This window comes from Streptomyces filamentosus, assembly GCF_014654895.1.
Lineage (GTDB): Bacteria > Actinomycetota > Actinomycetes > Streptomycetales > Streptomycetaceae > Streptomyces > Streptomyces filamentosus.
Window position 1 is genome coordinate 786,867 of the sequence record NZ_BNBE01000004.1, and the last position, 24,347, is coordinate 811,213.

Below are 24,347 nucleotides of genomic sequence, written 5' to 3' on the forward strand. Positions count from 1 at the left end.
CGTTCCGGAACGAGCCGGATCGGTACGCGCGCGGAAGGAGACGTCATGTGCCCGGAACCCGGATACAGCCGGACGTCACCGGCCGCGGACGGCGCGGCCGGGGTCCGGCTGCTGCTGGTCCGCCACGCGAAGGCCGTGCGCAAGGACCGGCGGATCGACGACTTCGACCGCGAGCTGAGCGAGCGGGGCAGGGGCGACGCGCCCCGGACCGGGCGGTGGCTCGCGGAATCCGGCCTCGTGCCCGACTTCGTGCTCTGCTCCCCGTCCCTCAGGACCCGCCAGACCTGGCGGCTCGCCGCCGCAGAGCTGGAGGACCCGCCGCCCGTCGTCCACGACGAGCGCCTCTACAAGACGCCGCCCGCCGAGCTGGTCTCCGTCCTGGCCGAGCGGAGCCCCGGTCTTCGCACCGTCGGCCTCGTCGGCCACAACCCGGGGATCCGCGAGCTGGCCGTCGGTCTGTGCGGGAGCGGCCCCCCGGAGCTGCTGGAACGGGTGAGGGCGGGCTTCCCGACCTCGGGCGCGGTGCTGATCGAACTGCCCGGGGGCTGGGAGTCGCCGTCCCCCGGCAGCGGAAGGGTGATCGCCTGCTGGTCACCGGCCGACTGATCCCGCCGCCCGGCCCGCCGAAGGCCGCACGCGCGCCCTCCGATCCCGTCAGAAAGGAAGAATCATGACCCTCTCCTTGGCCGCCGCCTCCGGACTCGCCGCGTCCGGATCATCCTCGCTGTTCCTCATCCTGGTGGGGGTGGTGCTGGTCCTCGTGCTGATCGGCGCCTTCTGGTGGGGTTCGCGACGCGTCGCCCGCAGACGGCGGGACGCCCGTGTCACCCAGCCGCCGCCGGCGGCGGCGGGCCGGGACTCCTGGTCGACCCCGGACGAGGGACCCGAGCGATGAGAAGGGGAGCGCACGCACCGCGGCGGAACGGAGACGGAGGAGGGACCATGGGCGAGCAGAAGCAGCACAGGACGGACGAGGACCCCGCCGGCCGGCCGCGCACCACGCCGGCCGAGGCGCCGGGAGAGAGCGGCGACGAGGAGGCCCGCCGGGAGGCCGACGAGGCGGTGTCCCCCCGGGGCCTCCCCGGCGGCCGGGGCGGGGCCGGCGAGCAGCGGGGGGCCGCCGGCCGTGAGGCCACCGACCAGGAGGGCGCCGGCGGGCACACCGACAAGCACCAGCGCCCCGGGGTGGGACGCGAGGAGCAGACGCACGGACGCGACGGCTGACGGCTTCGTGCCCCCGTACGACTGACGGCGCCGCCCCCGTACGACGGGGGCGGCGCCGCGTCCGGCACCCCCCGCACGCAGGAGCCCCGCGCGGTACGTGGCGCGGGGCTCCTGCGGGGGGCCGCGAGGGCCGGGATGTCAGCGGTGGCGCAGCCTGCCGAAGAGGCGGCGCGCCTGGGCGCGCCTGCGCGGGTCGGCCGCGGCGCGGCGAAGGGACGACGCCGCGCCGCGGCCCTGGGGGCTGCGGGCGAATCGCTTGATGCGGTCCAGCAGTGCGGTCATGGGGTTCTCCTCCGATGTCCGTGTCCTGGCACTCCGTGTTGCCCCGGGAGAACGACTTACACTCCCCCTTTGCTGACGGATCGTCATGACCGTTGCGTGGGGAGGTCGTTCTCGTACGGGAGCGGCGCGTCCAGAGCCGCCGTCCGGGTCCCGTCCACCCCCTGGCCGGCGGGTGCGCTGCCCGGCGAGCCGGTCAGGGCGAGCCCGAGTGCGGCGAGGGTCGCCGCCACCGCCCGCCCCCGGACGGGTCGCCCCGGCCGTGCAGCGGAGGGCGTGGGGGCACGTCCCGCGGTCCGCGGGTCGGCGAGGATCCGGGCGCAGGCGGCGGCGTCCGGACGGGCCCCGGAGGAGCGGTCGGTCATCGCCGCGAGCAGACGGGCGAGCTCCGCCGGGAGACCGGGCGGCAGCGCCGGAGGACGGTCCAGGTGGGCCAGGGCCGCCTCCAGCGGCGTCCCGCCGTACTCCGCCTCGCCCTTGAGGGTTTCGAGCAGTACGAGACCGAGGCTGTACACGTCGGCGGCGGGTCCCGTTCCGCGGCCCAGCGCCTGCTCCGGCGCCATGTAGGAGGCGGTCCCGGCGAGCGCGTCCGCTTCCCCGGAGCCGCCGTCCGCGGCCTCGACGCGGCGGGAGATGCCGAAGTCCGTGAGGAACGGCGTGCCCGACCCGTCCAGGAGGATGTTCGACGGCTTGACGTCGCGGTGGACGACGCCGCGGGCGTGCACGTGGGCGAGGGCCGAGGCCAGGGCGGCCCCCGTCCGGCAGGTCTCCTCGGGCGAGAGGACCCCGCGGGCTATCCGCCGGCTCAGGGTCGTCCCCCGGACGAGCCGCATCACCAGGAACGGCCGCCCGTCGTCGCCGCCCGTGTCGTAGAGGGTCACCAGGCCGGGGTGGTGCATCCGGGCCAGCAGACGAGCCTCCCCGGCACACCGGTCGACGGCCCGGCGGGTGCCCTCCGGCCGGAACAGCTTCACCGCCACGGGGCGGCGCAACCTCAGGTCCAGCGCCTCGTACACGTCCGCCGCGCCGCCCCGGCCCAGGAGGCGGCCGAGCCGGTAGCGCCCGGCGACGGTGCGCGCCGTCCCTGTGGTGTCCGGATGTACGGGCCTCGCTCGGACCTGCATCGGGGGCTCCCTGGGGTGTGGCCGGCCCTCTGCCGACGGCCGGGAATCGAAGTGCGCCGCCCGCCGGTGGGTGTGCGGGGGAGCTGTTCGAGCGCGTGCCCCCTGCGTCCATGAACATCCCCTGGAAGAAAGCGAATCGGCGGACCCGTGGGCTCGACGGCGGGAGGAGCGGGGTCCGGGCGTCTCCGGGGAACGGCGGAATGAAGCCGGGAGACCCGGGTACGCGGACGCTGTCCGGCCCTCAGGGGAGGAGCAACCGGCCATGGGTCCGGGACCGTTCCTCGTGACGATCGCCGTCGGCGCCGTGCTCCTGCCGGCGGCCGGCGGGCAGCCGCGGGGACCCGCTCCGGTCGGCCCGGTCCTGACGGACGACGGCCCGCACGTCCGGCGCCGCGCCCCGCACGAACACAGCGACAGAGGAGTGACAGCAATGACCGAACATCTGTGGTCCTTCAGCACCGAGTCCGGCCATCTGGCGGGCACCGACCTCACCGGGTGGCGCGTCGAGGCGTCCGACGGGCACATCGGCAAGGTGGACAAGCACTCCGACGAGGTGGACGACTCCTACCTGGTCGTCGACACGGGCGTCTGGATCTTCGGCAAGGAGGTGCTCGTCCCGGCGCGGGCGGTGACCCGCGTGGACCTGGAGGAGCAGACCCTCCACCTCGCCCTGTCGAAGGAACAGGTCAAGGACTCGCCCGAGTTCGTCTCCGACAAGCACCTCGCGGACCGTCAGTACCGCGAGGAGATCGACCAGTACTACCGCGCGTCGTGGCGCTTCCCGGGAGGCATGGGCGGCCTGTGACGGGCCCGTCCGCCCCGGTACGCACGACCCCCAGCAGCACGTCCCGACGGGGAGACGGTCCCCGTCCGAGAGAAAGGTGTCGCCATGTCCCAGGTGGAGGAGTCGGTCGAGGTCGCGGTCCCGGTGCGCGCCGCGTACGACCAGTGGACCCAGTTCGAGACGTTCCCCCGCTTCATGGACGGAGTGGAGCGGATCGAGCAGCGCACGGACACGCTCACGCACTGGATCACCGAGATCGGCGGGGTGCGGCGCGAGTTCGACGCCGTCATCACCGAGCAGATCCCCGACGAACGCGTCGCGTGGACGACGGTCGAGGGCGAGGCCCGCCAGGCGGGCGTGGTGACGTTCCACCGCCTCGACGAGAGCCGGACGAAGGTCATGCTCCAGATGGACTTCGCCCCCGAGGGGCTGACGGAACAGGCGGGCGACAAGCTCGGCTTCGTCAAGCGCAAGGTGGCCGGCGACCTCAAGCGGTTCAAGTCGTTCATCGAGGAGCGCGGCGGCCTCCAGACGGGTGGCTGGCGCGGAACGGTCTGAGAACCCTCCGGCACCGGCGCCCCCGGGGACGGGACCCGCTCCCGGTCCCCGCTCCCGTGCCGCGCGTCGGCGCATGCGGCCGCCCCGCCCGGGCCCCTCCCGGTGCGGGGCGGCCGCATGCCCGGCCGTCCCCCGGCGGACCGCGTTCCGGCCCGGAACCGAGGGGCGTGGAACCCTGCCGGCGGGGCAGGCGGGGGGACGAGCGAGGGACATGCTCGCGCCGGCCGATCCACGGTTCCCCCCTTCCCGTGGATCGGCGGCACCCGTGAGTGGCCCGCACCCGTGGGAGGTGCGGGCCACTCCCCTGCCGTCCCGCGCCACCGTGCCGAGGCGTCCTCCCGCACCGCTCCCCCGGTCGTCGCCGCGAGTCCGTACCCGTGCCCGTGCCGCGGAGCGGCGGAGCCTCGGACCAACGGTTCCCGCTCGTCCGAGGGCCGCGACGGTCTTTCCGCCCCGTCGGGGTTTGACCCCGGGAAGAGCGGTAAGCCGAACTCATAGGCCACGGAAGCAGACTGACGGGCGATCGGCCCGAGGAACCCACCAGGAGGTGCTCATGTCGAACCCGGCCCGAGCCCTCGGCCGCGTGGCGCCGTACGCCGCGCCGGTGGGACCGTCCGCCCCCGCGCCGGCCGTCCCCCCGCCGGGTGCCCCCCGTGCACGGCGTCTCCGTGCGCGGCGGCCCGGTGCGGGGACTCCCCGCGGGGACGGGGCCGCGCCCACGGGCTCCGGAGGCCGCAGTCCCGTCCGAGGACCCCAGTGCCCCGGGCCGGAGCGGGGAGGGGCTTGCGTACGCTCCCGCCGCGACACCCCCGGCGCACCGCGCCGACGGGACGGACAGGAGGGGCACGAGGGGCCGGTCGGGCGGACCGGCGGCCCCGCCACCGGAGGCGGTGGCCACGCGCCCCCTCGAACGGCCGGTACGCCGCGGGCCTGACTCCGCACCGTGCCGCGCCGGACGGAAGCCCCCGCACCCGACGGGGGCTTCCGCCGTGAGACGGTGCGCTTCCGCTCCCCACCCGTGTTGTCAAGGAGGATCGATGGACGAACGAGACAGCGGTGCGCCGGAGGACGACCCGAGGGTGCGCCGGCACAGCGACAGGGCGTCGGAGCCGGACCCCGGCACGGACACCGCCACCGGCGGGCACGACGGGCGCGGCGAGTCGGAGAAGGAGCGCGCGGACCGGCGCTGGCAGGAGCTCCTCCAGGAGATCCGGGTGGCCCAGACCGGCGTCCAGATCCTCCTCGGCTTCCTCCTCACCGTGGTGTTCACCCCCCTCTTCCACGAGCTGGAGCAGACCGACAAGACGATCTACCTGGTCACGACCGTCCTGGGATCGCTGGCGACGGGGGCGCTGATCGGCCCCGTCTCCTTCCACCGGATCGTGTCGGGGCGACGGGTCAAGCCCCAGGCCGTCGTCTGGGCCTCCCGGCTCGTCTTCACCGGCCTCCTGCTGCTGCTCGCGACGCTGCTGTCCGCCCTGTTCCTCATCCTGCGCGTGGCGACGCACGACCCGTACGTGCCCTGGCTGGTCTCCGGCGTCCTCGCCTGGTACCTGGTCTGCTGGTTCGCCCTGCCCCTGTGGGTCCGTGTCCGCTACGCCGACCGGAGCTGACCGGAGCTGCCGCAGGACGGCGAAGGAGGGGGCGGCCCGCCACTGGCGGGCCGCCCCCTCCTTCGCGAGGCCGAGCCCCGCGCCTCCGGCGCTTCGGCGCTCAGCGCGCGCCGGAGGGCAGGTTCTCCCTGATCTTGGCGATGGCGAAGCCCCACCCCTGCGACACCGTCGGCTTGCCCGGGACGGCCACCTCCGCCGGGTTGGTCAGCACGTCGAGGAGGACCGGGCCGGGCAGGGCGAGCGCCTTGCGCACGGCCTCGTCCAGTTCGCCCGGTTCGGTGACGCGGATGCCGGTCAGTCCGAGCGCCTCGGCCACCGCGGCGAAGTCGGGGTTGTCCAGCACCGTCCCGAACTCGGGGAGCCCCGCCTGCTCCTGCTCCAGCTTGACCATGCCGAGGCGGCGGTTGTCGAAGACGACGAGCTTCACCGGCAGCCGTTCGGAGCGGATCGTCATCAGGTCGCCGAGGAGCATGCCGAGGCCGCCGTCGCCGCAGAAGGCCACGACCTGCCGGTCGGGGGCCCACAGCTGCGCCCCGATGGCCTGGGGCATGGCGTTGGCCATGGAGCCGAGGTTGTAGGAGCCGATCAGCCGGCGGGTGCCGCGCATCCGCACGAGGCGCGACAGCCACACGGTGGCCATGCCGGTGTCGGAGGTGAAGATCGCGTCGTCGGCGGCGTGGCGGTCGACGGCCGCCGCGAGGGCCTCCGGACGGATGTCCGCCTCCCGGTTGTCGAACATGGCCCGTACGCGGCCGAGCAGCCTCTTGTCGTGGGCGGGGTCGGCGAGGCCGGCCTGCCCCTCCTGCCAGTCCGCGTACCGCTCGCGGGCCCCGTCCAGGTGGTCGCGCGACGCGACGGGCGCCAGCAGCGGCAGCAGGGCCCGCAGCGTCGCGCCCACGTCCCCGGCGAGCCCGACGTCCACCGGGACGCGGCGCCCGAGGTGCTCCTCGCGGGTGTCGATCTGCACGACCCGGCAGTCCTCCGGGTACCAGTCCCGGTAGGGGAAGTCCGTCCCGAGCATGATCAGGGTGTCGCAGGAGTCCATGGCGTGGGCCGCGGCCGGATTGCCGATGAGGCCGGTCTGGCCGACCTCGTACGGGTTGTCGTCCTCGAAGCCCTCCTTGCCCTTCAGGGTCAGCACCATGGGCGCCGAGAGCAGCTCGGCGGCGCGCAGCACCTCCTCGCGGGCCTCCCGGGCGCCGCGGCCGACCAGCAGGGTGACCCGCGAGCCCCGGCCGATCGTCTCTGCCGCCTCGGCGAGCGCCGGGTCGTCGGGGCGCGTGACGGCCGGGCGCGGCAGCGCGAACCGGGTCGGCCGGTCCTCCTCGACCTCCTGGTCGCCGAGGTCGCCGGGGACGGTCAGCACCGCCACGCCCCGTCCGGTCACGGCCGCCCGCACCGCGGACTCCAGCAACCGGGGCATCTGGGAGGGGGAGGTCACGGTGGCCCGGTACACGGCCACGTCCCGGAAGAGGAGGTCGTTGTCGACCTCCTGGAAGTAGTCCCCGCCCATCTCCGACAGCGGCACCTGGCCGCAGATCGCCAGGACCGGCGCGCCGCTCTTGGCCGCGTCGTACAGTCCGTTGAGCAGGTGCACCGAGCCCGGGCCCACCGTGCCCATGCAGACGGCCGGCTCCCCGGAGAGCTGGGCGCGCGCTCCGGCGGCGAAGGCCGCCGCCTCCTCGTGGCGGAAGCCGGTCCAGTCGATGCCCTCGGTGGTCCGGATGGCGTCGGTGATCGGGTTGAGCGCGTCGCCGACCACGCCGAAGACGCGGTCGACGCCGAGCTCCGTGAGCCCGTCGACGATCACCTGTGCGACGGTACGGGACATGGGGTCTCCTTCCTCTGGGGTCGTCGACCGGTTCACCGGAGGGTGAACCGGTCCGGATGGGCCGCCTTCCAGTCGCCTGCCCAGGTGTCCGGAACCGATGCGGGCGACAGGAGCGCTCCGGGTCCGAGCGGCTCGTACAGCTCGGTGTGGGAGCGCACGGCGTCGGGTCCGACCCGGCGCAGCAGCATGCCGGGCTCCAGGTTCCCGGGGCCGTCGGCGCCCATCGCGGCCATGATCTGGAGGGCGCTGCGGACGGTCGCCTCCTGGAAGCGCCGGACCCGCTCCGCCTTGTCCTGGACGTCGAGGGCGCGGGCGCGCCGGGGGTCCTGGGTGGCGACTCCGACGGGGCAGGTGTTGGTGTGGCAGCGCTGGGCCTGGATGCACCCGAGGGCGAACATCATGGCCCGGGCGGAGTTGGTGTAGTCGGCGCCCTGGATGAGCCGCTTGACGATGTCGCTCCCGGTGGCGACCTTGCCGGAGGCGCCGATCCTGATCCGGTCGCGCAGCCCGGTGCCGACGAGGGCCCGGTGCACCGTGGTCAGGCCCTCGGTGAGGGGCAGGCCGACGGCGTCCGCGAACTCCAGCGGGGCGGCGCCCGTACCGCCCTCCGCGCCGTCGACGACGATGAAGTCGGGGGTGAGGTCCTCCTCCAGCATCGCCTTGCAGACGGCGAGGAAGTCGCGGCGCGCGCCCACGCACAGCTTGAAGCCGACCGGCTTGCCGCCGGAGAGCTCCCGCATCCGGCCGAGGAAGCGCACCAGCTCCCGGGGGGTGCGGTAGACGCGGTGGTACGGCGGGGAGATCACCGTGCGGCCCTCGGGGACGCCGCGGACGGCGGCGATCTCCCGGCCCACCTTGGAGCCGGGCAGCACTCCCCCGATGCCGGGCTTCGCACCCTGGCTGATCTTCAGCAGGACGCAGGCGACCTGGTCGAGCGCGGCCTTCTCGGCGAAGAGCCGCGGGTCGAAGCCGCCGTCCTCGGTACGGCAGCCGAAGTAGCCGGTGCCGATCTCCCAGACGAGGTCGCCGCCGGGGGCGAGGTGGTGCTCCGACATGCCGCCCTCGCCGGTGTCGTGGGCGAAGCCGCCGCGCCGGGCGCCCTCGTTCAGGGCGCGGACGGCCGGGGCCGACAGGGAGCCGAAGCTCATGGCCGACACGTTGAGCAGCGCCATGTCGTAGGGCCGGGCGCAATCGGGGCCGCCGATCCGGACCCGGGGCGCCTCGTCCGGCACCGGGCGCGGCGCCATGGAGGGGACGAGGTACTCGGTGCCGGTCCGGTCCAGCTCCAGTTCGGTGCCGAAGGGGTCCTCGGCGTCCGTGCCCTTCGCCCTCTCGTACACGATGGACCGGGTGTCCCGGTCGAAGGGCACGCCGTCGACGTTCCCCTCTACGAAGTACTGCTGCACCTCGGGGCGGATCGCCTCCATCGCGAACCGCAGGTGCCCGAGGACGGGATAGTTGCGCAGGATCGAGTGGCGCCGCTGGACGACGTCGTGCGTCGCGACCGCGGCGAGCAGCAGGGCGGGTCCGGCCGCGCACCACCACCACGGGGACACCAGGACGGCCGCGAGGCCGGTGGCGAGCGCGGCGAGGACGGAACAGACCACGAGCAGTGACGTCACCATGGACGGTCGTCTGTCCCGGACGGGCGCGGTCAAGCACGCGGCCGGGCGGGCCGGACCATGATCCACCAGGTTTAACCGGCGGGACTCCGGCGAGACGGTGCCCATGAGTGCTTCGGAGAACAGCGGCCGGAACCCCGTCCTTCGGACCGGCCCCTACGCCGTCCCGGACCGCCCCGGCCCGACGCGGGTGGACGACCCCGACGTGGACGGGGCGTACGAGCCGGCCGTCCTCGCGGGCCTGCGCCCCCTTCCCGGGGCGTCCCCGGAGACGGCCCCCGGGAGCGGGCCGCGGGCCGTCGTGCGCGCCCACCGGGCGGCGGCGGCCGGTGCCGCGGCCGGGACGGCGGCCGCGCTGGCCCTCGCGTACGGGTGGGGGCGCCGGACCGGGCGCCTGGCCGCACGGCGCGACCTGGGCCCGATGGCGCTGTTCTTCGGGCGCCGCGGCTGAGCGGGCGGCGTCCCCTCCTCCGCACGGGGCCGGCGCGGGCTCGTCCCCGCCGGCCGTGCCCCCCACTTCTCCTTTCCGTCTTTTCCGTCATCCCCTTCATGGAGGTCGACCCACATGGTGCCCCTGCTTCTCGTCCTGCTCCTCGCCCTGCTCCTCTTCGGCGCCGGCTTCGCCGTCAAGGCGCTCTGGTGGATAGCCGTCATCGTGCTCGTCCTGTGGCTGGTGGGCTTCGTGGCCCGGCCGAAGGGCGGCACGGCCCGCTGGTACCGCTGGTAAGCGGGCACGCGGCCGGGCCCGGCACCCTCCCGAGGAGGTGCCGGGCCCGGCCGCGTGCCCGAGGGGCTCAGGCGCTCAGCACCGAGTCGTCCTCGGGGCGGGCGCCCGGCAGGCGGTGGCGGGCCGCGATCAGCGCCGCGTCCACGTCCCGCGTACCGGTGGACACGCACAGCGTGTAGGCGAGGTCGTCCATGCGCCGTCGCACTTCTTCGCCGCCGTTCTCGGCGTTGAGCATCTTGAACGTCTCGTACTGCTCGATGAGCTCGCGCAGGACCGCGGGGTGGGCCATCAGCACGTGCTTCTCCCCTCGTCGTCGGGGCGGGACCGCCCGGTTCGGGGCGCGTGTACCCCGGTCACGGCGCCGCACACCTCCCGTCCCGGGCCCGGGGAGGACGGGTTCCGGCCTGATCAACGGCACCGACCTCCTGCTGTCGATCACGGAGGGGTAATGTCGTCATGATTGCCGTACGGCAACGATCGCGACAGCCGGAGCCGACCCGGGGGAACGGCCGGCCGGCACGCGGCGTGGGCCGGACGGTCCGTGCGCGCACATGGTGGGGAACGAGGATGGGACATGTCTGAGACGACGGCCAGGGGTTCCTCCGGACGGGAACGGTCCGGGTCGGCCGCGGTGGTCGAGCCGGAACTCCGTCAACTGCTGGCCGGGCTCACGGCCGTGCGGGACGGCGACTTCGGCACCCGCCTGCCGGACGAGGCGGACGGGCTGATGGGCGAGATCTCCCGGGTGTTCAACGGGATGGTCGACCAGCTCTCCCTCTTCACCTCCGAGGTGACGCGGGTGGCGCGCGAGGTCGGCACGGAGGGGACGCTCGGCGGGCAGGCCGCCGTGCCCGGCGTCTCCGGCACCTGGGCGGATCTGACGGACTCGGTCAACGCGATGGCCGGCAACCTCACCACCCAGGTCCGTGACATCGCCCACGTGGCGACGGCCGTCGCCAAGGGAGACCTCTCCCAGAAGATCGACGTGGACGCGCGCGGCGAGATCCTGGAGCTGAAGAACACCATCAACACGATGGTCGACCAGCTCTCGGCCTTCGCCGACGAGGTCACGCGCATGGCCCGGGACGTGGGCACCGAGGGAATCCTCGGAGGTCAGGCCGACGTGAAGGGCGTCTCCGGCACCTGGCGCGACCTGACCGACTCCGTCAACTCGATGGCGGGGAACCTCACCGCCCAGGTGCGGGCGATCGCCCACGTCGCCACCGCCGTCGCGGGCGGCGACCTGTCGAAGAAGGTCGACGTGGACGCCCGGGGCGAGATCCTGGAGCTGAAGACGACCATCAACACGATGGTCGACCAGCTCTCGGCCTTCGCCGACGAGGTGACCCGGGTGGCCCGCGAGGTCGGCACCGAGGGCAACCTCGGCGGCCAGGCCACCGTCCGGGGCGCCTCGGGCACCTGGAAGGACCTCACCGACAACGTCAACGTGATGGCCTCCAACCTCACCGGGCAGGTGCGTTCGATCGCCCAGGTCGCCACCGCCGTGGCCCGCGGCGACCTGTCCCGCCGGATCACCGTGGAGGCCAAGGGCGAGGTCGCCGCCCTCGCCGACACCATCAACACGATGGTGGACACCCTGTCCGCCTTCGCCGACGAGGTGACCCGCGTGGCCCGCGAGGTCGGCACCGAGGGCCGGCTCGGCGGCCAGGCCCGGGTGCCGAACGTGGCCGGCACCTGGAAGGACCTCACCGACAACGTCAACTCCATGGCGAACAACCTGACCGGACAGGTCCGGAACATCGCCCAGGTCACGACCGCCGTCGCCAACGGCGACCTGTCGAAGAAGATCGACGTCGACGCCCGGGGCGAGATCCTGGAGCTCAAGACGACCATCAACACGATGGTCGACCAGCTGTCCTCGTTCGCGGCCGAGGTGACCCGGGTGGCCCGCGAGGTCGGCAGCGAGGGCCGGCTCGGCGGCCAGGCCGAGGTCGAGGGGGTCTCCGGCACCTGGAAGCGGCTGACCGAGAACGTCAACGAGCTGGCGGGCAACCTCACCCGGCAGGTTCGCGCCATCGCCGAGGTCGCGAGCGCCGTCGCCGAGGGCGACCTCACCCGCTCGATCACCGTCGAGGCGTCGGGCGAGGTGGCCGAGCTCAAGGACAACATCAACGCCATGGTGGGCTCGCTGCGCGAGACGACGCGGGCCAACCAGGAACAGGACTGGCTCAAGTCCAGTCTGGCCCGGATGTCCGCGCTCATGCAGGGCCACCGCGACCTGGCCGTCGTCGCCGAGCTCGTCATGGACGAACTGACCCCGCTCGTGGGCGCCCAGTACGGCGCGTTCTACCTCGCCGAGGAGGGGGCCGACGGCGTCGAGCTGGGCCTCGTCGGCTCCTACGGGCGTCCCGCCGGCGACCGGGCCCCGGTGCGCTTCCGGCTGGGCGAGTCGCTCGTCGGGCAGGCCGCCCGCAGCCGCCGCACCGTCGCCGCCGAGAACGTCCCCGCGGACTACGTCACGATCTCCTCGGGTCTCGGCAGCACGTCCCGGGGCAGCCTCGTGGTGCTGCCGGTCGTCGTCGAGGAGCAGGTGCTCGGCGTCATCGAGCTGATGTCCTTCAGCCCCTTCACCTCCGTGCACCGGGACTTCCTGGAGCAGCTCATGGAGACCGTCGGCGTCAACCTGAGCACCATCGTCGCCAACGCCCGCACCGACGAACTCCTCGACGAGTCCCAGCGGCTGGCCGGCGAACTCCGCTCGCGCACCGAGGAACTCCAGGTGCGGCAGGAGGAGCTCCAGCGCTCCAACGCCGAGCTGGAGGAGAAGGCGGCCCTGCTCGCCACGCAGAACCGCGACATCGAGGCCAAGAACCTCCAGATCGAGCAGGCCCGGCAGGAGCTGGAGGACCGCGCCCAGCAGCTCGACATGGCCTCCACGTACAAGTCGGAGTTCCTGGCCAACATGAGCCACGAACTGCGCACCCCGCTCAACAGCCTGCTGATCCTGGCCCAGTTGCTGGCCCAGAACCCGACCCGCAACCTCACGGCCAAGCAGGTCGAGTACGCCGGCATCATCCACTCGGCCGGTTCCGACCTGCTCCAGCTGATCAACGACATCCTCGACCTCTCCAAGGTGGAGGCCGGGAAGATGGACCTCAACCCGGAGCGCGTGCCGCTGCGCAGGCTCCTCGACTACGTCGAGGCGACGTTCCGCCCCCTCACCTCGCAGAAGAGCCTCGCCTTCACGGTCTCCACGGCAGCCGGCGTGCCCGTCGACCTCGTCACGGACGACACGCGGCTCCGGCAGGTGCTGCGCAACCTGCTGTCGAACGCGGTCAAGTTCACCGAGCACGGCAGCGTCGAGCTGCGCATCGAACCGGCGTCGGACGGCGAGCTGCCCCCGTCCGTGCACCGCGGCGGCCCCGTCGTGGCCTTCCGCGTCACCGACACCGGCATCGGCATCGCCCCCGAGAACCTGGAGGCCATCTTCGGCGCCTTCCAGCAGGCCGACGGGACGACCAACCGCAAGTACGGGGGCACCGGCCTGGGCCTCTCCATCAGCCGCGAGATCGCCCATCTCCTCGGCGCCGCCCTCACCGTCACCAGCGTGCCGGGCGAGGGCAGCACCTTCACCCTCTACCTCCCCGTCGCCCGCACCGACTTCGCCGAACTGTCCGGATCCGCCGCCCCGCCGGCGGACTCCCCGGCAGGGCTCGCCGTCCCGGCCCCGGCCCCCGGCGGCGCGCTCGCCCTGCCCGGTGCCACGGCCGACCGGCCGACCCGGCGCCTCCTCGTGGTCGAGGACCGTCCGCGCGGCCTCCTCGCCGTGGTGGCCGAGAACGCGGTCGGCCAGCTCGCGGCCGACGGCGGGCACACGGGGCGGACGGACATCGAACTGGTCGCGGTCGTCGGCCCCCAGGAGGCCGCCGCCGCGCTCGCCACCCGGCCGTTCCACTGCGTCGTGCTCGACGTCGACATGGCGAACGGCGACGCCCTGCGCTTCCTGGCCGCCGTGGACGGTGACGAGGCGCTGCGCACCGTCCCCGTCCTCGCCCACAACAACCGCAGGCTCCCCGCCGACGAGGAGGGCGCCCTCCAGGACCTCGCCCGCCGCCGCCCGCTGGAACTCCTCTCCAGCCTCGACGAGTTGCGCGAGCGGATCGCCCTGCACCTGTCCGTGGACCAGCCCGGCGACGTCGTGCCGCTGGTGCGCGGCGACCACTGGGCGCCCGCGCCCCGGGCCGTCGACAGCACCCTGAGCGGCAGGACCGTGCTCGCCGTCGACGACGACGCCCGCAACCTGTACGCCCTCAGCGGCATCCTGGAGCTGCACGGCATCACGGTGCTGCACGCCGAGAACGGGCGGAAGGGCATCGAGACGCTGCTGGCGAACCCGTCCGTCTCCCTCGTCCTGATGGACGTGATGATGCCGGAGATGGACGGCTACACCGCGACCGCGCGGATCAGGGAGCTGCCGCAGTACGCGGACCTGCCCGTGATCGCCGTGACCGCGAAGGCCATGCCGGGCGACCGGGAGAAGAGCATCGCGTCGGGGGCCAGCGACTACGTCACCAAGCCCGTCGACGCCGACGAACTCATCGCCTGCGTCAGCCGCTGGCTCGACGGGGGGACGGCCTCGTGACCACTCCCCCACCCGCCGAGAGCGGCGTCGCGCACCCCGGCGACGGCGTCCCGGCCGTCCCGGACGCCGCGGACGCCTCGGCTGTTCCCGACACCCCGGCCGTCCCGAAGACCCCGGCGGTTCCCGACGCCGCGGACGTCTCGGCCGCCGAGGGCCGACTGGCCGCCACGGTGGAACGGCTGCGGGGCGAGGTGCGGGCCGCGCACGCGGCGGCCGAGGGCCGGGCCCTGATCGAACTCGCCAAGGGGGTCATCGTCGAGCGCCTGGGCTGCGGTCCGACCCAGGCGGCCCGCCAGCTCGCGGAGCTCGCCGACCGGGCCGGGCTGTCCCGGCTGGAGCTTGCCGCGGACATCATCAACCAGGCGGCCCGCGACCGGATGGCCGAGGCGACGGACGAGTTCGTGAGGACGGCGGTCGGCGAGCCTCCGGCCACCGGCGCCTCCACCGGCGCCTCGGTCGCCGTGCGGCTGCGCACGGCGGAGAGCGCGGCGCTCAGCGCCGGCGACACCCAGGCCGTCGCCGAGTCGCTGCTCCGGCACGCCCTCGAACCGCTGGGCGCCGTCGCCGTCGCGATCTGGACCACCGGCCCGGACACCTCGCTGAGCCTGCGCGGCCACGCCGGCTTCGGCCTCGACGAGGCGGCCCGCTGGCACCACGTGCCGCCGGGCGTGACCACCGCGGCCCGCCAGGCGCTCGTCGGCCGCCGGACCGTCCGCTACGCCTCCCTGTCGGCCGCGGGCATCCCCTCGATCGGCCGCGGGCCCCATCCCGACGGCGGCCGGGTCGTCGTCCCCGCCGGGACCGGCGGCCGCATCCACGGCGTCCTGGAGATCTGCTGGCCCGGCCCGCTCGGTCCCCTGCCGCAGGCCGTGGAGCGCCAGATCGAGGCCCTCGCCGAGCTCTGCGCCCACACCCTGGAGACGCTGCCCGAGGCGTCCCCCGACAGCCTCCCGGTGCCCGGCGGGGACGGGGCGACGACGCTGGCCGAACTCTCGGACGGGCTCTACGACCCCGCCCTCGTGCTCACCCCCCACCTGGACGAGACGGGGGCCCTCGTCGACTTCCGCATCCGCCACGCCAACGCGCACTTCCAGGATCCGGCCGGACGGCCCCGCGGCTCGGTCGACGGGGCCCTGCTCCTGGAGGCGTACCCGGCGACGGCGGGCGGCAGCGAACTCTTCGAGCGGATCGAGCGGGTCTACGCCACGGGGGAGCCGTTCCGCGCCCGCCGGGTCCGGCTCACGGCCCTGGTGGACCAGGTGCCGCTCGCCTCCCTCGCCGACATCAGCATCAGCCGGCACGGCGCGAGCGTCCTGTTCATCTGGCGCGTCGAGGACGAGTCGGCGCGCCTCGCCAGCCTCCTCCAGCACGCCCAGCGCCTCGGCCGGGTCGGCGCCTTCGAGGAGGACCTCCTCACCGGCGACATCACCTGGCACGGCCAGCTGTACGAGCTCTTCGGCCGCAGCACGACGGAGCCGCCGGTCGCCCTGCGCGACCTCGCCGGCCTCGCCCACCCCGACGACGCCGACACCATCCGCCGCTTCCTCCAGAAGGTGCTGGAGCAGCGGCGGGTGGGCTCCACCGCCTTCCGCATGCTCCGCCACGACGGCGTCACCCGGCACATCCGGGTGACCGCCGAGCCGGCCCCGGGCAGCGACGGCGGCCTCCAGGCCGTCCGGGGCGCCTATCAGGACATCTCGGCGCAGCACTGGACCGAGGTCGCCCTCACGGCCACCCGGGACCGGCTGGCGGCGACGGAGGAGGCGGCCGAGGAACGCAACCGGCTCACCCTCCAGCTCCAGCACGCGATCATGCCGCCGGCCATGCCGCCGCTCGACGCGCCGGGTCTCGACGTGGCCGTGCGCTACCGGCCCGCGGAGTCCGATTCCCTGGTCGGCGGCGACTGGTACGACGCGGTCGTGCTGCCGTCCAAGAAGGTGCTCCTGTGCGTCGGGGACGTCGCCGGCCACGGCGTGGAGGCCGCCACCGGCATGGTGGTGCTGCGCAACGCCCTCCGCGGCCTGGCCGTCACGGGTGCGGGACCGGGGCAGCTGCTGTCCTGGCTCAACGGCGTCGCCCACCACCTCACCGCCCACGTGACGGCCACCGCCGTCTGCGGCGTGTACGACCCGGAGAGCCGTACGCTGCGCTGGGCCCGCGCGGGACACCTCCCGCCGGTGCTGGTGCGCGGGGAGGAGGCGCTCGACCTGCCGCTCCTGCGCGGGGTGTTGCTGGGAGCCCTCGCGGAGACCGAGTACGAGGAGACGGAACTGCGGCTCGAACCGGGCGACACGGTGCTGATGTACACCGACGGGCTCGTCGAGCGGCGGGACACCGCCGTCCACGATTCCGTCGCCCAGCTGCTCACCGTCGCCCGGCAGCCGTCCGACAGCCTCGAACACCGGCTGGACCAGCTGCTCGCGCGCAGCAAGTCGGACACGGACGACGACACGTGCGTGGTCGGTGTCCAGGTGCTCTGACCCGACCGTCCACCCCGAGACCGGCCCCCCTCACGGAAAGCAGGAGACATGTCCGAGCGTGAACAGAACCTTGATGTCGACGTCGAGATCCGCGACGGCCGCACGGCCGTGCTGACCGTGGCGGGCGAGCTGGACATGGAGACGGCCGACCGGCTCCACGAGCTGCTGGCGGAGCAGTTCGGCCAGGGGCGGCACCGCCTCGTGCTGGACCTGTCCGCCCTCGGCTTCATGGACTCCTCGGGACTGAACGTCCTGATCCAGGCGGTCAACAGGGCGCGGGAGAGCGACGGCGACCTGTACCTCGCCGCGCCGACCCCGGCCGTGCGCCGCATCCTGGAGATCACCGGCGTGATGGCGACCATCCCGCCGCACGACGCCGTGGCCGACGCGCTGGCGGCGGCCGGCGGCAAGAGATAGCGGACGGACGGCCCGGTCCCGTGCACGGGGACCGGGCGCGAGGAAGAGGAAGAGGAAGACCGTGCGCGAGATCGCCGAGATCGAGCAGGCGCTCCGCCGGGCGGCTCCCCACCGGCTCGTGGGAGTCGTCGAGGACGCCCTCAGGGACCACGGGGTGCTGCGGGTGGAGCTCCGCATGGCCGACTACGGCCTGCGGACGCTCCAGCTCGTCGGGCACGTTCCCGGGGCGGAGCCGTCGGTGCCGATCCACGACAGTCCCCAGGGGCGCGCCTTCGGTGCCCAGGAGCCGTACGTGGCCCGGGAGTCCGGGGTGCTCGGGCTCCATCTGCCCGTCACGGTCCGCGGGGACCGGCTGGGGGTGCTGACGGCCGAGCTGCCCCCGCGGGCCGACGTCGGGCCGCTGCTGCCGGGGCTCGCCCAGCTCTGCGAGGCCCTCGGCCACGAGATCCTGGTGGCGGAGCGCGACACGGACCTGTACGTCCTGGCGCGGCGCGCGACCCGGCTCACGCTCGCGGCGGAGATGCAGTGGCAGCTGCTGCCCGGCCGTTCCTGCGTCCGTCCCGAGTTCGCCCTGGCGGCCCATCTGGAGCCCGCCTACGCCATCTTCGGCGACAACTACGACTGGTCGGTCTCGGACGGCCGGCTGACGCTGACGGTCACCAACGGCATGGGAGAGGGCATCGAGGCCGCCCTGCTGACGAACCTCGCGATCAACGCGCTCCGCAACGCCCGCCGGGCCGGTCTCCCGCTGGCGGACCAGGCCGCGCTGGCGGACCAGGCGGTGTACGCCCAGTACGGGGGCAAGTCCTTCGTGTCGGTGCTGCTGCTCGGCTTCGACCTGGCCACGGGCGAGGTGGAGGCCGTGGACGCGGGTTCGCCCCGGCTGTGGCGGCAGCGGGGGCAGGTGGTGGAGGCCGTCGGTTTCGAGGCGCAGTTGCCCCTCGGCATGTTCGAGGACACCGTGTACGTGCCGGAGCGGTTCTCCGTGCGGCCGGGCGACCGGCTGCTGTTCGGGAGCGACGGGGTGTACGCGGCCTCCTCGCCGTCCGGGGAGAGCTACGGGGACCGGGCGCTGGCCCGCGCGCTGCGGGGGACGAGGCTGCTGCCGCCCACGCACGTGCCGCAGGCGGTGCTGCGGGAGCTCGCCGTCCACCACGGTGACGGTCCGCTGGAGGACGACGCCCTGGTCGTCTGCCTCGACTGGCACGGCGCCGCGTCAACAGTTGCCGTGTGACAACTGTATCCTGGGGCAACACCCGGGCGGCGCCCGGAAGAACGCGTCGAACGACCAGAGGTGGCAATGAGGACATGGGGTGTGCGCCCGGCCGGAGCCGGCGTCGCGCGGGGGTCAGGCCGAGCTGACGTCCTTCAGCGGAGTGCGGTGGCCTGACGGGGCGGCCGCCCCGCCCCCTCCCACCGCGTCGTGGAACCCGGTGAGCCCCCGCAGCAGCGCCTTGCGGCTCGTCGGCGACATGTCCGCGATGACCGCGAGCAGGGCTTCCTCGCGCTGGGCCCTGAGGTCCCGCAGGTACGCCTTGCCGTGCGCGGTCAGGTGCAGCTCCAGCTGCCGGCGGCTGACGGGACTGGGCAGCCGCTGCACGAAGCCCAGCGCCTCCAGCCGGTCGCACATGCGGCTCACCGAGGGCGGGGCGGAGCCGAGCAGCTCCCCCAGGGTGCGCAGGCTGATGCCCTCCTCGCGGTCCAGGCTGTACAGGACGCGCAGCTGACTCGCCGAGACGGGTGTCGACGACACCATGTCCCGCCCGCGTTCCCACAGCACCTCCAGCAGCTCGATGAGCTCCCGGGCGGCCTCGGCCGCCCGCTGCGGCTCCCGCGGCGGCGGAGCGGGGTTGCTCGTCATGCCTGCCGGCCCTCCTCGGACGTCCGGGGCCGGGGACAGCGGGCTTGCGACGGACCGGTCATCTCCACATCTCTCCAGAAGGCGGTACGAATCCGGTGGATCGACACGTGACAGTGGAAGGCGCACTGCGCGGGGCGGCACCACACCTCCTCCTGGACTCCCTCCGTACCAGTCTCGCGCAGCTGTACGCCGCGACCTCCGCCGATCTGCTGCTCGTCGACTACGGATGCACGACCCTGCGCCCCGTGGAGCCCGTCCAGGCCCCTGCCGGGATGGCGCACACGCCCGTGGACGCGGGCCCCGCCGGCCGCGTCTTCCGTACCCAGCAACCATATCTTTTCCGTGATGTCGGGCCCACGGCGACCGTTTGCCTGCCCGTCACGGTGCGCGGGGACCGGTTCGGCGTCCTGGTCGTCGGCCTGCCCGCGGACCGGTCGGGGCCGGAAACCACCGCGAGCCTCGCCCGGGTCGCCGAGACCCTCGGCCACGCCCTGCGCGTCGCCGACCGCCACACCGACCTGTACCGCCGCACCCGCAGGGCGCACGCCCTCAGCGTCGCCGGGGAGATGCAGTGGGACACCCTGCCGGGCCGGGCCTGCTCCGGACCCGCCTTCGACCTCCACGCCCACTGGGAGCCCGCCTACACCTCCGGGGGGCACCTGCTCGACTGGAGCGCCACCGAGCGGGACCTGGTGGTCGTCGTCGCCGACGGCACCGGCCCCGGCACCCCGGCCGCCCTGGCGAGCACCCTCGCCCTGATGGCGATCCGCAACGCCCGGCGGGCCGGGCTCGACCTGGTGGCCCAGGCCAGCCTGACCGACCAGGCGCTCTACGGGCAGTACCGCGGCCGGCACCCGCTCTCCGCCCTGCTGCTCCGGATCGACCTGGCCACCGGCGAGGCCGAGGTGGTGGACGCCGGGTCGCCGACGCTCTGGCGCCTCCGCCCCGCCGTGACCGAGCGCATCGACCTGGACCGCCAGCTGCCCCTGGGCATGTTCGAGGACACCGTGTACGCTCCCCAGCGGCTTCGCCTCCTGCCCGGCGACCGGCTGGTCTTCGTCGCCCACGGCGCCGGGGAGCCGACGGCCGGCGGCGGGGACGAGGCACCGGACGGGCCCGTCGCCCAAGCCCTCCACCGCGTGCGCCACCGGAAGGGCGCGGACGTCCCCCGGGTCGTCGTACGGACGCTGCGCGACACCCGCCGTGGCGCGTCGACCCCCGTCCTCGTACTCTGTCTCGACTGGCGCGGCCACGGGGCCGGGTCCCCGGACGGGGGGACCGGGTCGGCATCCCCCTGAGGTGCCGTCCGCCGGAGTGATCCGTCGTGCCCGCGGTGTGGGAACCATGAACAGGGGAAAGGCGGGTACGAGGAACCCAGCCACCGGCCCAGGACGAGGGGAGTACCAGCGCCATGACGGACGCGATCACCGCGGAGCGCGCGGCCCCGGAACCCCTGCTGTCCGCGGGCGTCGTCTACGGCGACGCCTCCCGCGGCGGGGCGATCGCGGCGGCGCGCGCCTTCACGGCCGAGTTCCTGGCGGCCGCCCCGGCCGTGCTGCGCGGACCGGTCGGTGACGAACGCGTCGAACTCGCGCAGCTGGTGGTCAGCGAACTGGTCACCAACGCGATCCGGCACACGGACGGCCCCTGCCGGCTCCTCCTCGAACTGGGCAGCGACGCCCTGGAGATCTCGGTCTTCGACCAGGAGGCCGCCGCGCCCGTGCCCCGCGGACACGACCCCCGCCGCATCGGCCAGCACGGCGTCGAGATCGTCGTCGCCATCTGCGAGAGCCTGACCGTGGAGCCCGCTCCGGAGGGGAAGCGGGTCCGCGCCCGCCTCTCCCTGCCGACCGGGCGCACCGGCCCCGTGGACACGCGGAACGGGCCGACGGGGTGACGCAGCGGCGCCACCTCGCCGGCCCGGGGGACGCGGCACGCCCCCGGGGTCGTCCGGGGGCGTGAACGGCGGGCCGGTCACCCGCGGTCGTCCGCTCGTCGGCGGGACCGGCGTGCCAGGGCCGCCCGCTGGGCCTCGGTCAGGCCGCCCCACACGCCGGACGGCGGGTGCGGCTGCGCCAGGGCCGAGCGCAGGCACGGTTCGCGCACCGGGCAGCGCCTGCAGACCCTCTTGGCCTCCTCCGCCTGCGCGAGCGCGGGGGCGCCGCTCCCCACCGGGAAGAACAGATCGGGGTCGACATCCTGACAGGCCGCGGCCGCACGCCAGCCTTCCATGTGAGCCTCCTGGCACATGAGACGGGAATTCGTGTCCCCGTCCGCCTGACCGTTCGTCCGTCCGTGAAACCCGCGCGGGGCCGCTCCGGAGCTCACCGGGGCCCGCCCCGCGGACCGCGCGGGACGGGCGCGACGCCCCACCACGCCATCGCCACACCGACGCCGAACACCAGGATCAGCAAGACCTGCACGACGGAATCCTTCCGGAAGCGGACCGCGTTCCGGGACCCGCCTGACCCCGAACGCCACGCCGAAACTCCTTCCTCCGTCATGAATCCGGAAGGCCGGGGAACGCGGAAGGGAGGAGCGAGGTCCACACCTGTTCCCGGGGCCGGACCGCCCGCCGAAAAGCGCACACGGAGGAAGTCGAGGGTGTTCTCGGTCGACGTCGGACAGGAGGAGCGGGGCACCATACTGGTGCTCCGGGGCGAGCTGGACTTCGACAGCGCCGTCCAGCTGGACGAGGTGGCGCTCGGAGACCCGGCACACGACACCGCGACGGGGCCCGTCGTGGCCGACCTCGCCGCCCTGACCTTCTGCGACTCCAGCGGCATCAGCGCCCTGCTGAGGCTCCACCGGCGCCTGTCCACCCGGGGCAGGCCCTTCCTGCTCGCCTCCGTACCCCATCCCGTCCGACGGCTGTTCGCCCTGACGGGCCTCGACCAGATCTTCACCGTGCACGCCGACGCGCACGAAGCACTCGCCGCGGGACCGGCCGGACCGGCCCCCGCACCAGGAGCCGGGACACCGGCGCGGCAGAACAGGAAAGAGAGCGCATGAGGCGCGTACCGGGTCAGCACCCCCACCGGCCCGACCCGGCGCAGGCCCCCGGTCGCGCCGCCGTCCATCCCTCGGACGTCGACCTCAGGGTCCTGTTCGGCGAGAGCACCGCCGTCTTCGCCTCCCTCGCCGGCCCCGCGCACCTGGTCGAGAGCGCCAACCCGGCCTTCTTCCGCGCCCTCGGCGCCGGCCCGCGCGTCCGCACCGGCGTGCCCCTCGGACAGCTGCTGCCCGAGCCCGCCGGCCAGGGACTCATCGGACTGCTCGACCGGGTCTACCGGTCGGGGGTCCCCCGCACCGGACGCGACGCCCGGGTCCTCCTCGACGACGGCGCCGAGCCGCGGGAGGCCCTCTTCGACTTCAGCTACGAACCGCGCGTCGACTCCGGCGGCAACGTCACCGGCGTCCGGGTCATCGGGGTCGAGACGACACAGGTCAGGCAGGCCCAGCGGTTCACGGCGGAACACCGCGCCCTGCTGGAGCAGATCGCCCGGCAGGCACCGCTGGACGAAGTCCTGGACGGCATGGCCCGCGCGATGGAGGAACTGTCGCCGGAGGACCTCGTCGTCTCCGTCCTCCTCGCCGACCGGGAGGGCCGGCGCCTCGTCCACGGCGCCGCCCCGAGCCTGCCCGACTTCTACAACCGGGCCGTCGACGGGATCGACATCGCCGAGGGCTCCGGCTCCTGCGGCACCGCCGCGCACCGCCGCGAGACCGTCATCGTCGGGGACATCGCCTCGGACCCCCTGTGGGACGACTTCCGCGACCTGGCGCGGCGGGCCGGCCTGGCCGCCTGCTGGTCCACCCCCGTCCTCGGACGCGACGGCGCCCTCCTGGGCACCTTCGCGATGTACCACCGCACCCCGAAGCTTCCCCAGGCGGCCGACCTGGCCCTCGCCCGCCTCTTCGCCGACACCGCGGCGCTCGCCGTGGAACGGCAGCGGGCCGAGGACGCCCGCAGCGCCGCCGAGGCCCGTGAGCGGGCGGCCCGCGAGGACCTCGCCTTCCTCCTCCAGGCCAGCACCGCCCTCACCGTCGACCTCGACGCCGTCCAGACCCTGGAGCGGCTGGCCGCCTCCTGCGCCCCGCGCCTGGCGCCGCTGTGCGCCGTCGACGTGGTGGAGAACGGGCGCCTGCGCCGCGTCGCCACGGCCGCCCCGGACGAACACCGGCGGCGGGTCCTCGCCTCGCACGCACCGGCCCACGACGGCGACGTCGTCGCCCGGGTCCTCGCGACGCGCGCGAGCGAGGTCGCCCGGCGCGCGCCCGCCGGGCCTGGCCCCTGGCGGGACCTCGGCGTGACGGGCTACCTCTGCATCCCGCTGCTGGACCGGGGCACCGCCTTCGGCACCGTGACGCTGCTCTCCACCGAGGCGGAGCCCTTCGACGGCCACCGCGTGGCCCTCGCCGAGGAACTCGCCCGCCGTGCCGCCTCGGCCGCCCGCAACGCCCGCCAGTACACCCACCGGGTCACCCTCGCCCGGGACCTCCAGGCCGGGCTGCTCATGCCCGAACTCCCCGACGTGCCCGGCGCGGACGTCGCCACCTCCTACCACCCCGCCGGCGAGGGCCTCGACATCGGCGGCGACTTCTACGACGTCTTCCCGCTGGACGACGGACGGTGGGCCTTCCTCCTCGGCGACGTCTGCGGGCGCGGAGCCATCGCCGCCACCACCACCGCCCTCGTCCGCCACACCGCGCGCGCCGTCGCCCCCCTCCTGCCCGGCCCCGAGGAGGTCGTCGCGGCCGTCAACCGGGCCCTCGTCAACCGGCCGGGCAGTCACGGAACCGGCTTCGTCACCCTCGTCTACGGCCGGCTCACCCCCACCGGACACGGACTGGACGTCGAACTGGTGCGGGCCGGCCACACCCTGCCCCTCCACCTCGACGCCCGCCACGGCACCCGTCTCGTCGACGCCCCCGGATCCCTCCTCGGCATCTCCCCCGAGACCGACGTCGTCTCCCGCACCCTCCACCTCGACCCGCACGAGAGCCTGCTGCTCTACACCGACGGCATCACGGAGGCCCGCGACGGCTCGGGCGAGCAGTTCGGGGAGAAACGGCTCGCGGAGGCCGTCGCCGGGACCCCGCCCCGCCCCTCGGCCCAGCAGGTCGTCGACGCCCTCGCCCGCGCCGTGCGCGACTTCACGGGCGGGCAGGACATCGACGACGACCGGGCGGTCCTCGTCCTCACCGCCACCTGAGGACCGCT

Annotated in this window: 23 protein-coding genes; 16 read left to right on the top strand and 7 right to left on the bottom strand. The window is 74.4% G+C overall.

Annotation, left to right across the window (positions count from 1 at the left end; translation table 11 throughout):
- The first annotated feature begins 45 nt into the window (after positions 1–45).
- From IE326_RS37400 to IE326_RS37410, 3 genes are all read left to right on the top strand, one after another.
- A complete protein-coding gene (locus IE326_RS37400) occupies positions 46–606 on the top strand; it encodes a SixA phosphatase family protein (protein WP_190044740.1) in 561 nt (186 codons plus the stop codon).
- 64 nt (positions 607–670) lie between these two features.
- A complete protein-coding gene (locus tag IE326_RS37405; protein WP_229915845.1) occupies positions 671–895 on the top strand; it encodes a DUF6479 family protein in 225 nt (74 codons plus the stop codon).
- Between the two features lie 47 nt (positions 896–942).
- Positions 943–1,224, top strand: coding sequence for a hypothetical protein (locus IE326_RS37410; protein ID WP_190044741.1), 282 nt, complete (start codon positions 943–945; stop codon positions 1,222–1,224).
- Positions 1,225–1,362: 138 nt separating this feature from the next.
- Here IE326_RS37410 and IE326_RS37415 read toward each other — a convergent pair whose 3' ends face one another.
- Complete coding sequence (locus tag IE326_RS37415; RefSeq protein WP_170313958.1) at positions 1,363–1,506, bottom strand: hypothetical protein; 144 nt, start codon at positions 1,504–1,506, stop codon at positions 1,363–1,365.
- Positions 1,507–1,589: 83 nt separating this feature from the next.
- Positions 1,590–2,627 (bottom strand): serine/threonine-protein kinase, encoded by a 1,038-nt coding sequence (locus IE326_RS37420; protein ID WP_190044742.1) that lies wholly within the window; start codon positions 2,625–2,627, stop codon positions 1,590–1,592.
- Between the two features lie 430 nt (positions 2,628–3,057).
- Here IE326_RS37420 and IE326_RS37425 point away from each other — a divergent pair, with 430 nt between their 5' ends.
- The 3 genes from IE326_RS37425 (at position 3,058) to IE326_RS37435 (ending at position 5,582) form a co-directional block, all read left to right on the top strand.
- A complete protein-coding gene (locus tag IE326_RS37425; RefSeq protein ID WP_150234382.1) occupies positions 3,058–3,432 on the top strand; it encodes a ribosome maturation factor RimM in 375 nt (124 codons plus the stop codon).
- A gap of 84 nt (positions 3,433–3,516) precedes the next feature.
- Entirely contained in the window at positions 3,517–3,969 is a 453-nt protein-coding gene (locus IE326_RS37430; RefSeq protein ID WP_150234384.1) for an SRPBCC family protein, read from the top strand.
- Positions 3,970–5,006: 1,037 nt separating this feature from the next.
- Positions 5,007–5,582 (top strand): DUF6328 family protein, encoded by a 576-nt coding sequence (locus IE326_RS37435; RefSeq protein ID WP_229915846.1) that lies wholly within the window; start codon positions 5,007–5,009, stop codon positions 5,580–5,582.
- 100 nt (positions 5,583–5,682) lie between these two features.
- Here IE326_RS37435 and IE326_RS37440 read toward each other — a convergent pair whose 3' ends face one another.
- Positions 5,683–7,413 (bottom strand): thiamine pyrophosphate-dependent enzyme, encoded by a 1,731-nt coding sequence (locus tag IE326_RS37440; protein WP_150234386.1) that lies wholly within the window; start codon positions 7,411–7,413, stop codon positions 5,683–5,685.
- Positions 7,414–7,445: 32 nt separating this feature from the next.
- Positions 7,446–9,038, bottom strand: coding sequence for an FMN-binding glutamate synthase family protein (locus tag IE326_RS37445; RefSeq protein WP_190044743.1), 1,593 nt, complete (start codon positions 9,036–9,038; stop codon positions 7,446–7,448).
- Positions 9,039–9,141: 103 nt separating this feature from the next.
- On the opposite strand from IE326_RS37445, the gene IE326_RS37450 reads away from it, so the two are divergent.
- Both IE326_RS37450 and IE326_RS37455 read left to right on the top strand, forming a co-directional pair.
- Positions 9,142–9,486 carry a hypothetical protein gene (locus tag IE326_RS37450; RefSeq protein WP_150234389.1) on the top strand — a complete coding sequence of 115 codons (345 nt, stop codon included), beginning with the start codon at positions 9,142–9,144 and terminating at the stop codon, positions 9,484–9,486.
- Positions 9,487–9,600: 114 nt separating this feature from the next.
- Positions 9,601–9,762, top strand: a complete 162-nt coding sequence (locus IE326_RS37455; RefSeq protein ID WP_150234391.1) for a DUF5670 family protein — start codon at positions 9,601–9,603, stop codon at positions 9,760–9,762.
- Positions 9,763–9,829: 67 nt separating this feature from the next.
- On the opposite strand, the gene IE326_RS37460 is transcribed toward IE326_RS37455, so the two are convergent.
- Positions 9,830–10,057, bottom strand: a complete 228-nt coding sequence (locus IE326_RS37460) for a DUF5133 domain-containing protein (RefSeq protein ID WP_150234393.1) — start codon at positions 10,055–10,057, stop codon at positions 9,830–9,832.
- 279 nt (positions 10,058–10,336) lie between these two features.
- On the opposite strand from IE326_RS37460, the gene IE326_RS37465 reads away from it, so the two are divergent.
- The 4 genes from IE326_RS37465 to IE326_RS37480 all read left to right on the top strand — a co-directional run bounded on the left by IE326_RS37465 (position 10,337) and on the right by IE326_RS37480 (position 18,496).
- Entirely contained in the window at positions 10,337–14,365 is a 4,029-nt protein-coding gene (locus tag IE326_RS37465; protein WP_190044744.1) for a HAMP domain-containing hybrid sensor histidine kinase/response regulator, read from the top strand.
- On the top strand, positions 14,362–16,845 hold the full coding sequence (locus IE326_RS37470; RefSeq protein ID WP_190044745.1) for a SpoIIE family protein phosphatase: 2,484 nt from the start codon (positions 14,362–14,364) through the stop codon (positions 16,843–16,845). Before IE326_RS37465 ends, IE326_RS37470 begins: the two co-directional genes overlap by 4 nt.
- A 48-nt stretch (positions 16,846–16,893) precedes the next feature.
- A complete protein-coding gene (locus IE326_RS37475) occupies positions 16,894–17,262 on the top strand; it encodes an STAS domain-containing protein (RefSeq protein WP_150234397.1) in 369 nt (122 codons plus the stop codon).
- A gap of 61 nt (positions 17,263–17,323) precedes the next feature.
- Complete coding sequence (locus tag IE326_RS37480; protein WP_150234399.1) at positions 17,324–18,496, top strand: PP2C family protein-serine/threonine phosphatase; 1,173 nt, start codon at positions 17,324–17,326, stop codon at positions 18,494–18,496.
- 114 nt (positions 18,497–18,610) lie between these two features.
- Here IE326_RS37480 and IE326_RS37485 read toward each other — a convergent pair whose 3' ends face one another.
- Entirely contained in the window at positions 18,611–19,123 is a 513-nt protein-coding gene (locus IE326_RS37485; RefSeq protein ID WP_150234401.1) for a MarR family winged helix-turn-helix transcriptional regulator, read from the bottom strand.
- Between the two features lie 107 nt (positions 19,124–19,230).
- On the opposite strand from IE326_RS37485, the gene IE326_RS37490 reads away from it, so the two are divergent.
- Together IE326_RS37490 and IE326_RS37495 are read left to right on the top strand one after the other, a co-directional pair.
- On the top strand, positions 19,231–20,421 hold the full coding sequence (locus tag IE326_RS37490) for a PP2C family protein-serine/threonine phosphatase (RefSeq protein WP_229915847.1): 1,191 nt from the start codon (positions 19,231–19,233) through the stop codon (positions 20,419–20,421).
- Between the two features lie 113 nt (positions 20,422–20,534).
- Entirely contained in the window at positions 20,535–21,020 is a 486-nt protein-coding gene (locus IE326_RS37495; protein ID WP_190044747.1) for an ATP-binding protein, read from the top strand.
- Between the two features lie 77 nt (positions 21,021–21,097).
- Here the strand turns inward: IE326_RS37495 and IE326_RS37500 are convergent, their stop codons facing one another.
- Positions 21,098–21,355, bottom strand: a complete 258-nt coding sequence (locus IE326_RS37500) for a WhiB family transcriptional regulator (RefSeq protein ID WP_150234406.1) — start codon at positions 21,353–21,355, stop codon at positions 21,098–21,100.
- A gap of 372 nt (positions 21,356–21,727) precedes the next feature.
- Between IE326_RS37500 and IE326_RS37505 the strand changes: the two genes are divergently transcribed.
- Together IE326_RS37505 and IE326_RS37510 are read left to right on the top strand one after the other, a co-directional pair.
- Entirely contained in the window at positions 21,728–22,135 is a 408-nt protein-coding gene (locus IE326_RS37505) for an STAS domain-containing protein (protein ID WP_170313959.1), read from the top strand.
- Complete coding sequence (locus IE326_RS37510) at positions 22,132–24,339, top strand: SpoIIE family protein phosphatase (protein WP_190044748.1); 2,208 nt, start codon at positions 22,132–22,134, stop codon at positions 24,337–24,339. Before IE326_RS37505 ends, IE326_RS37510 begins: the two co-directional genes overlap by 4 nt.
- The last annotated feature ends 8 nt before the right edge of the window (positions 24,340–24,347 follow it).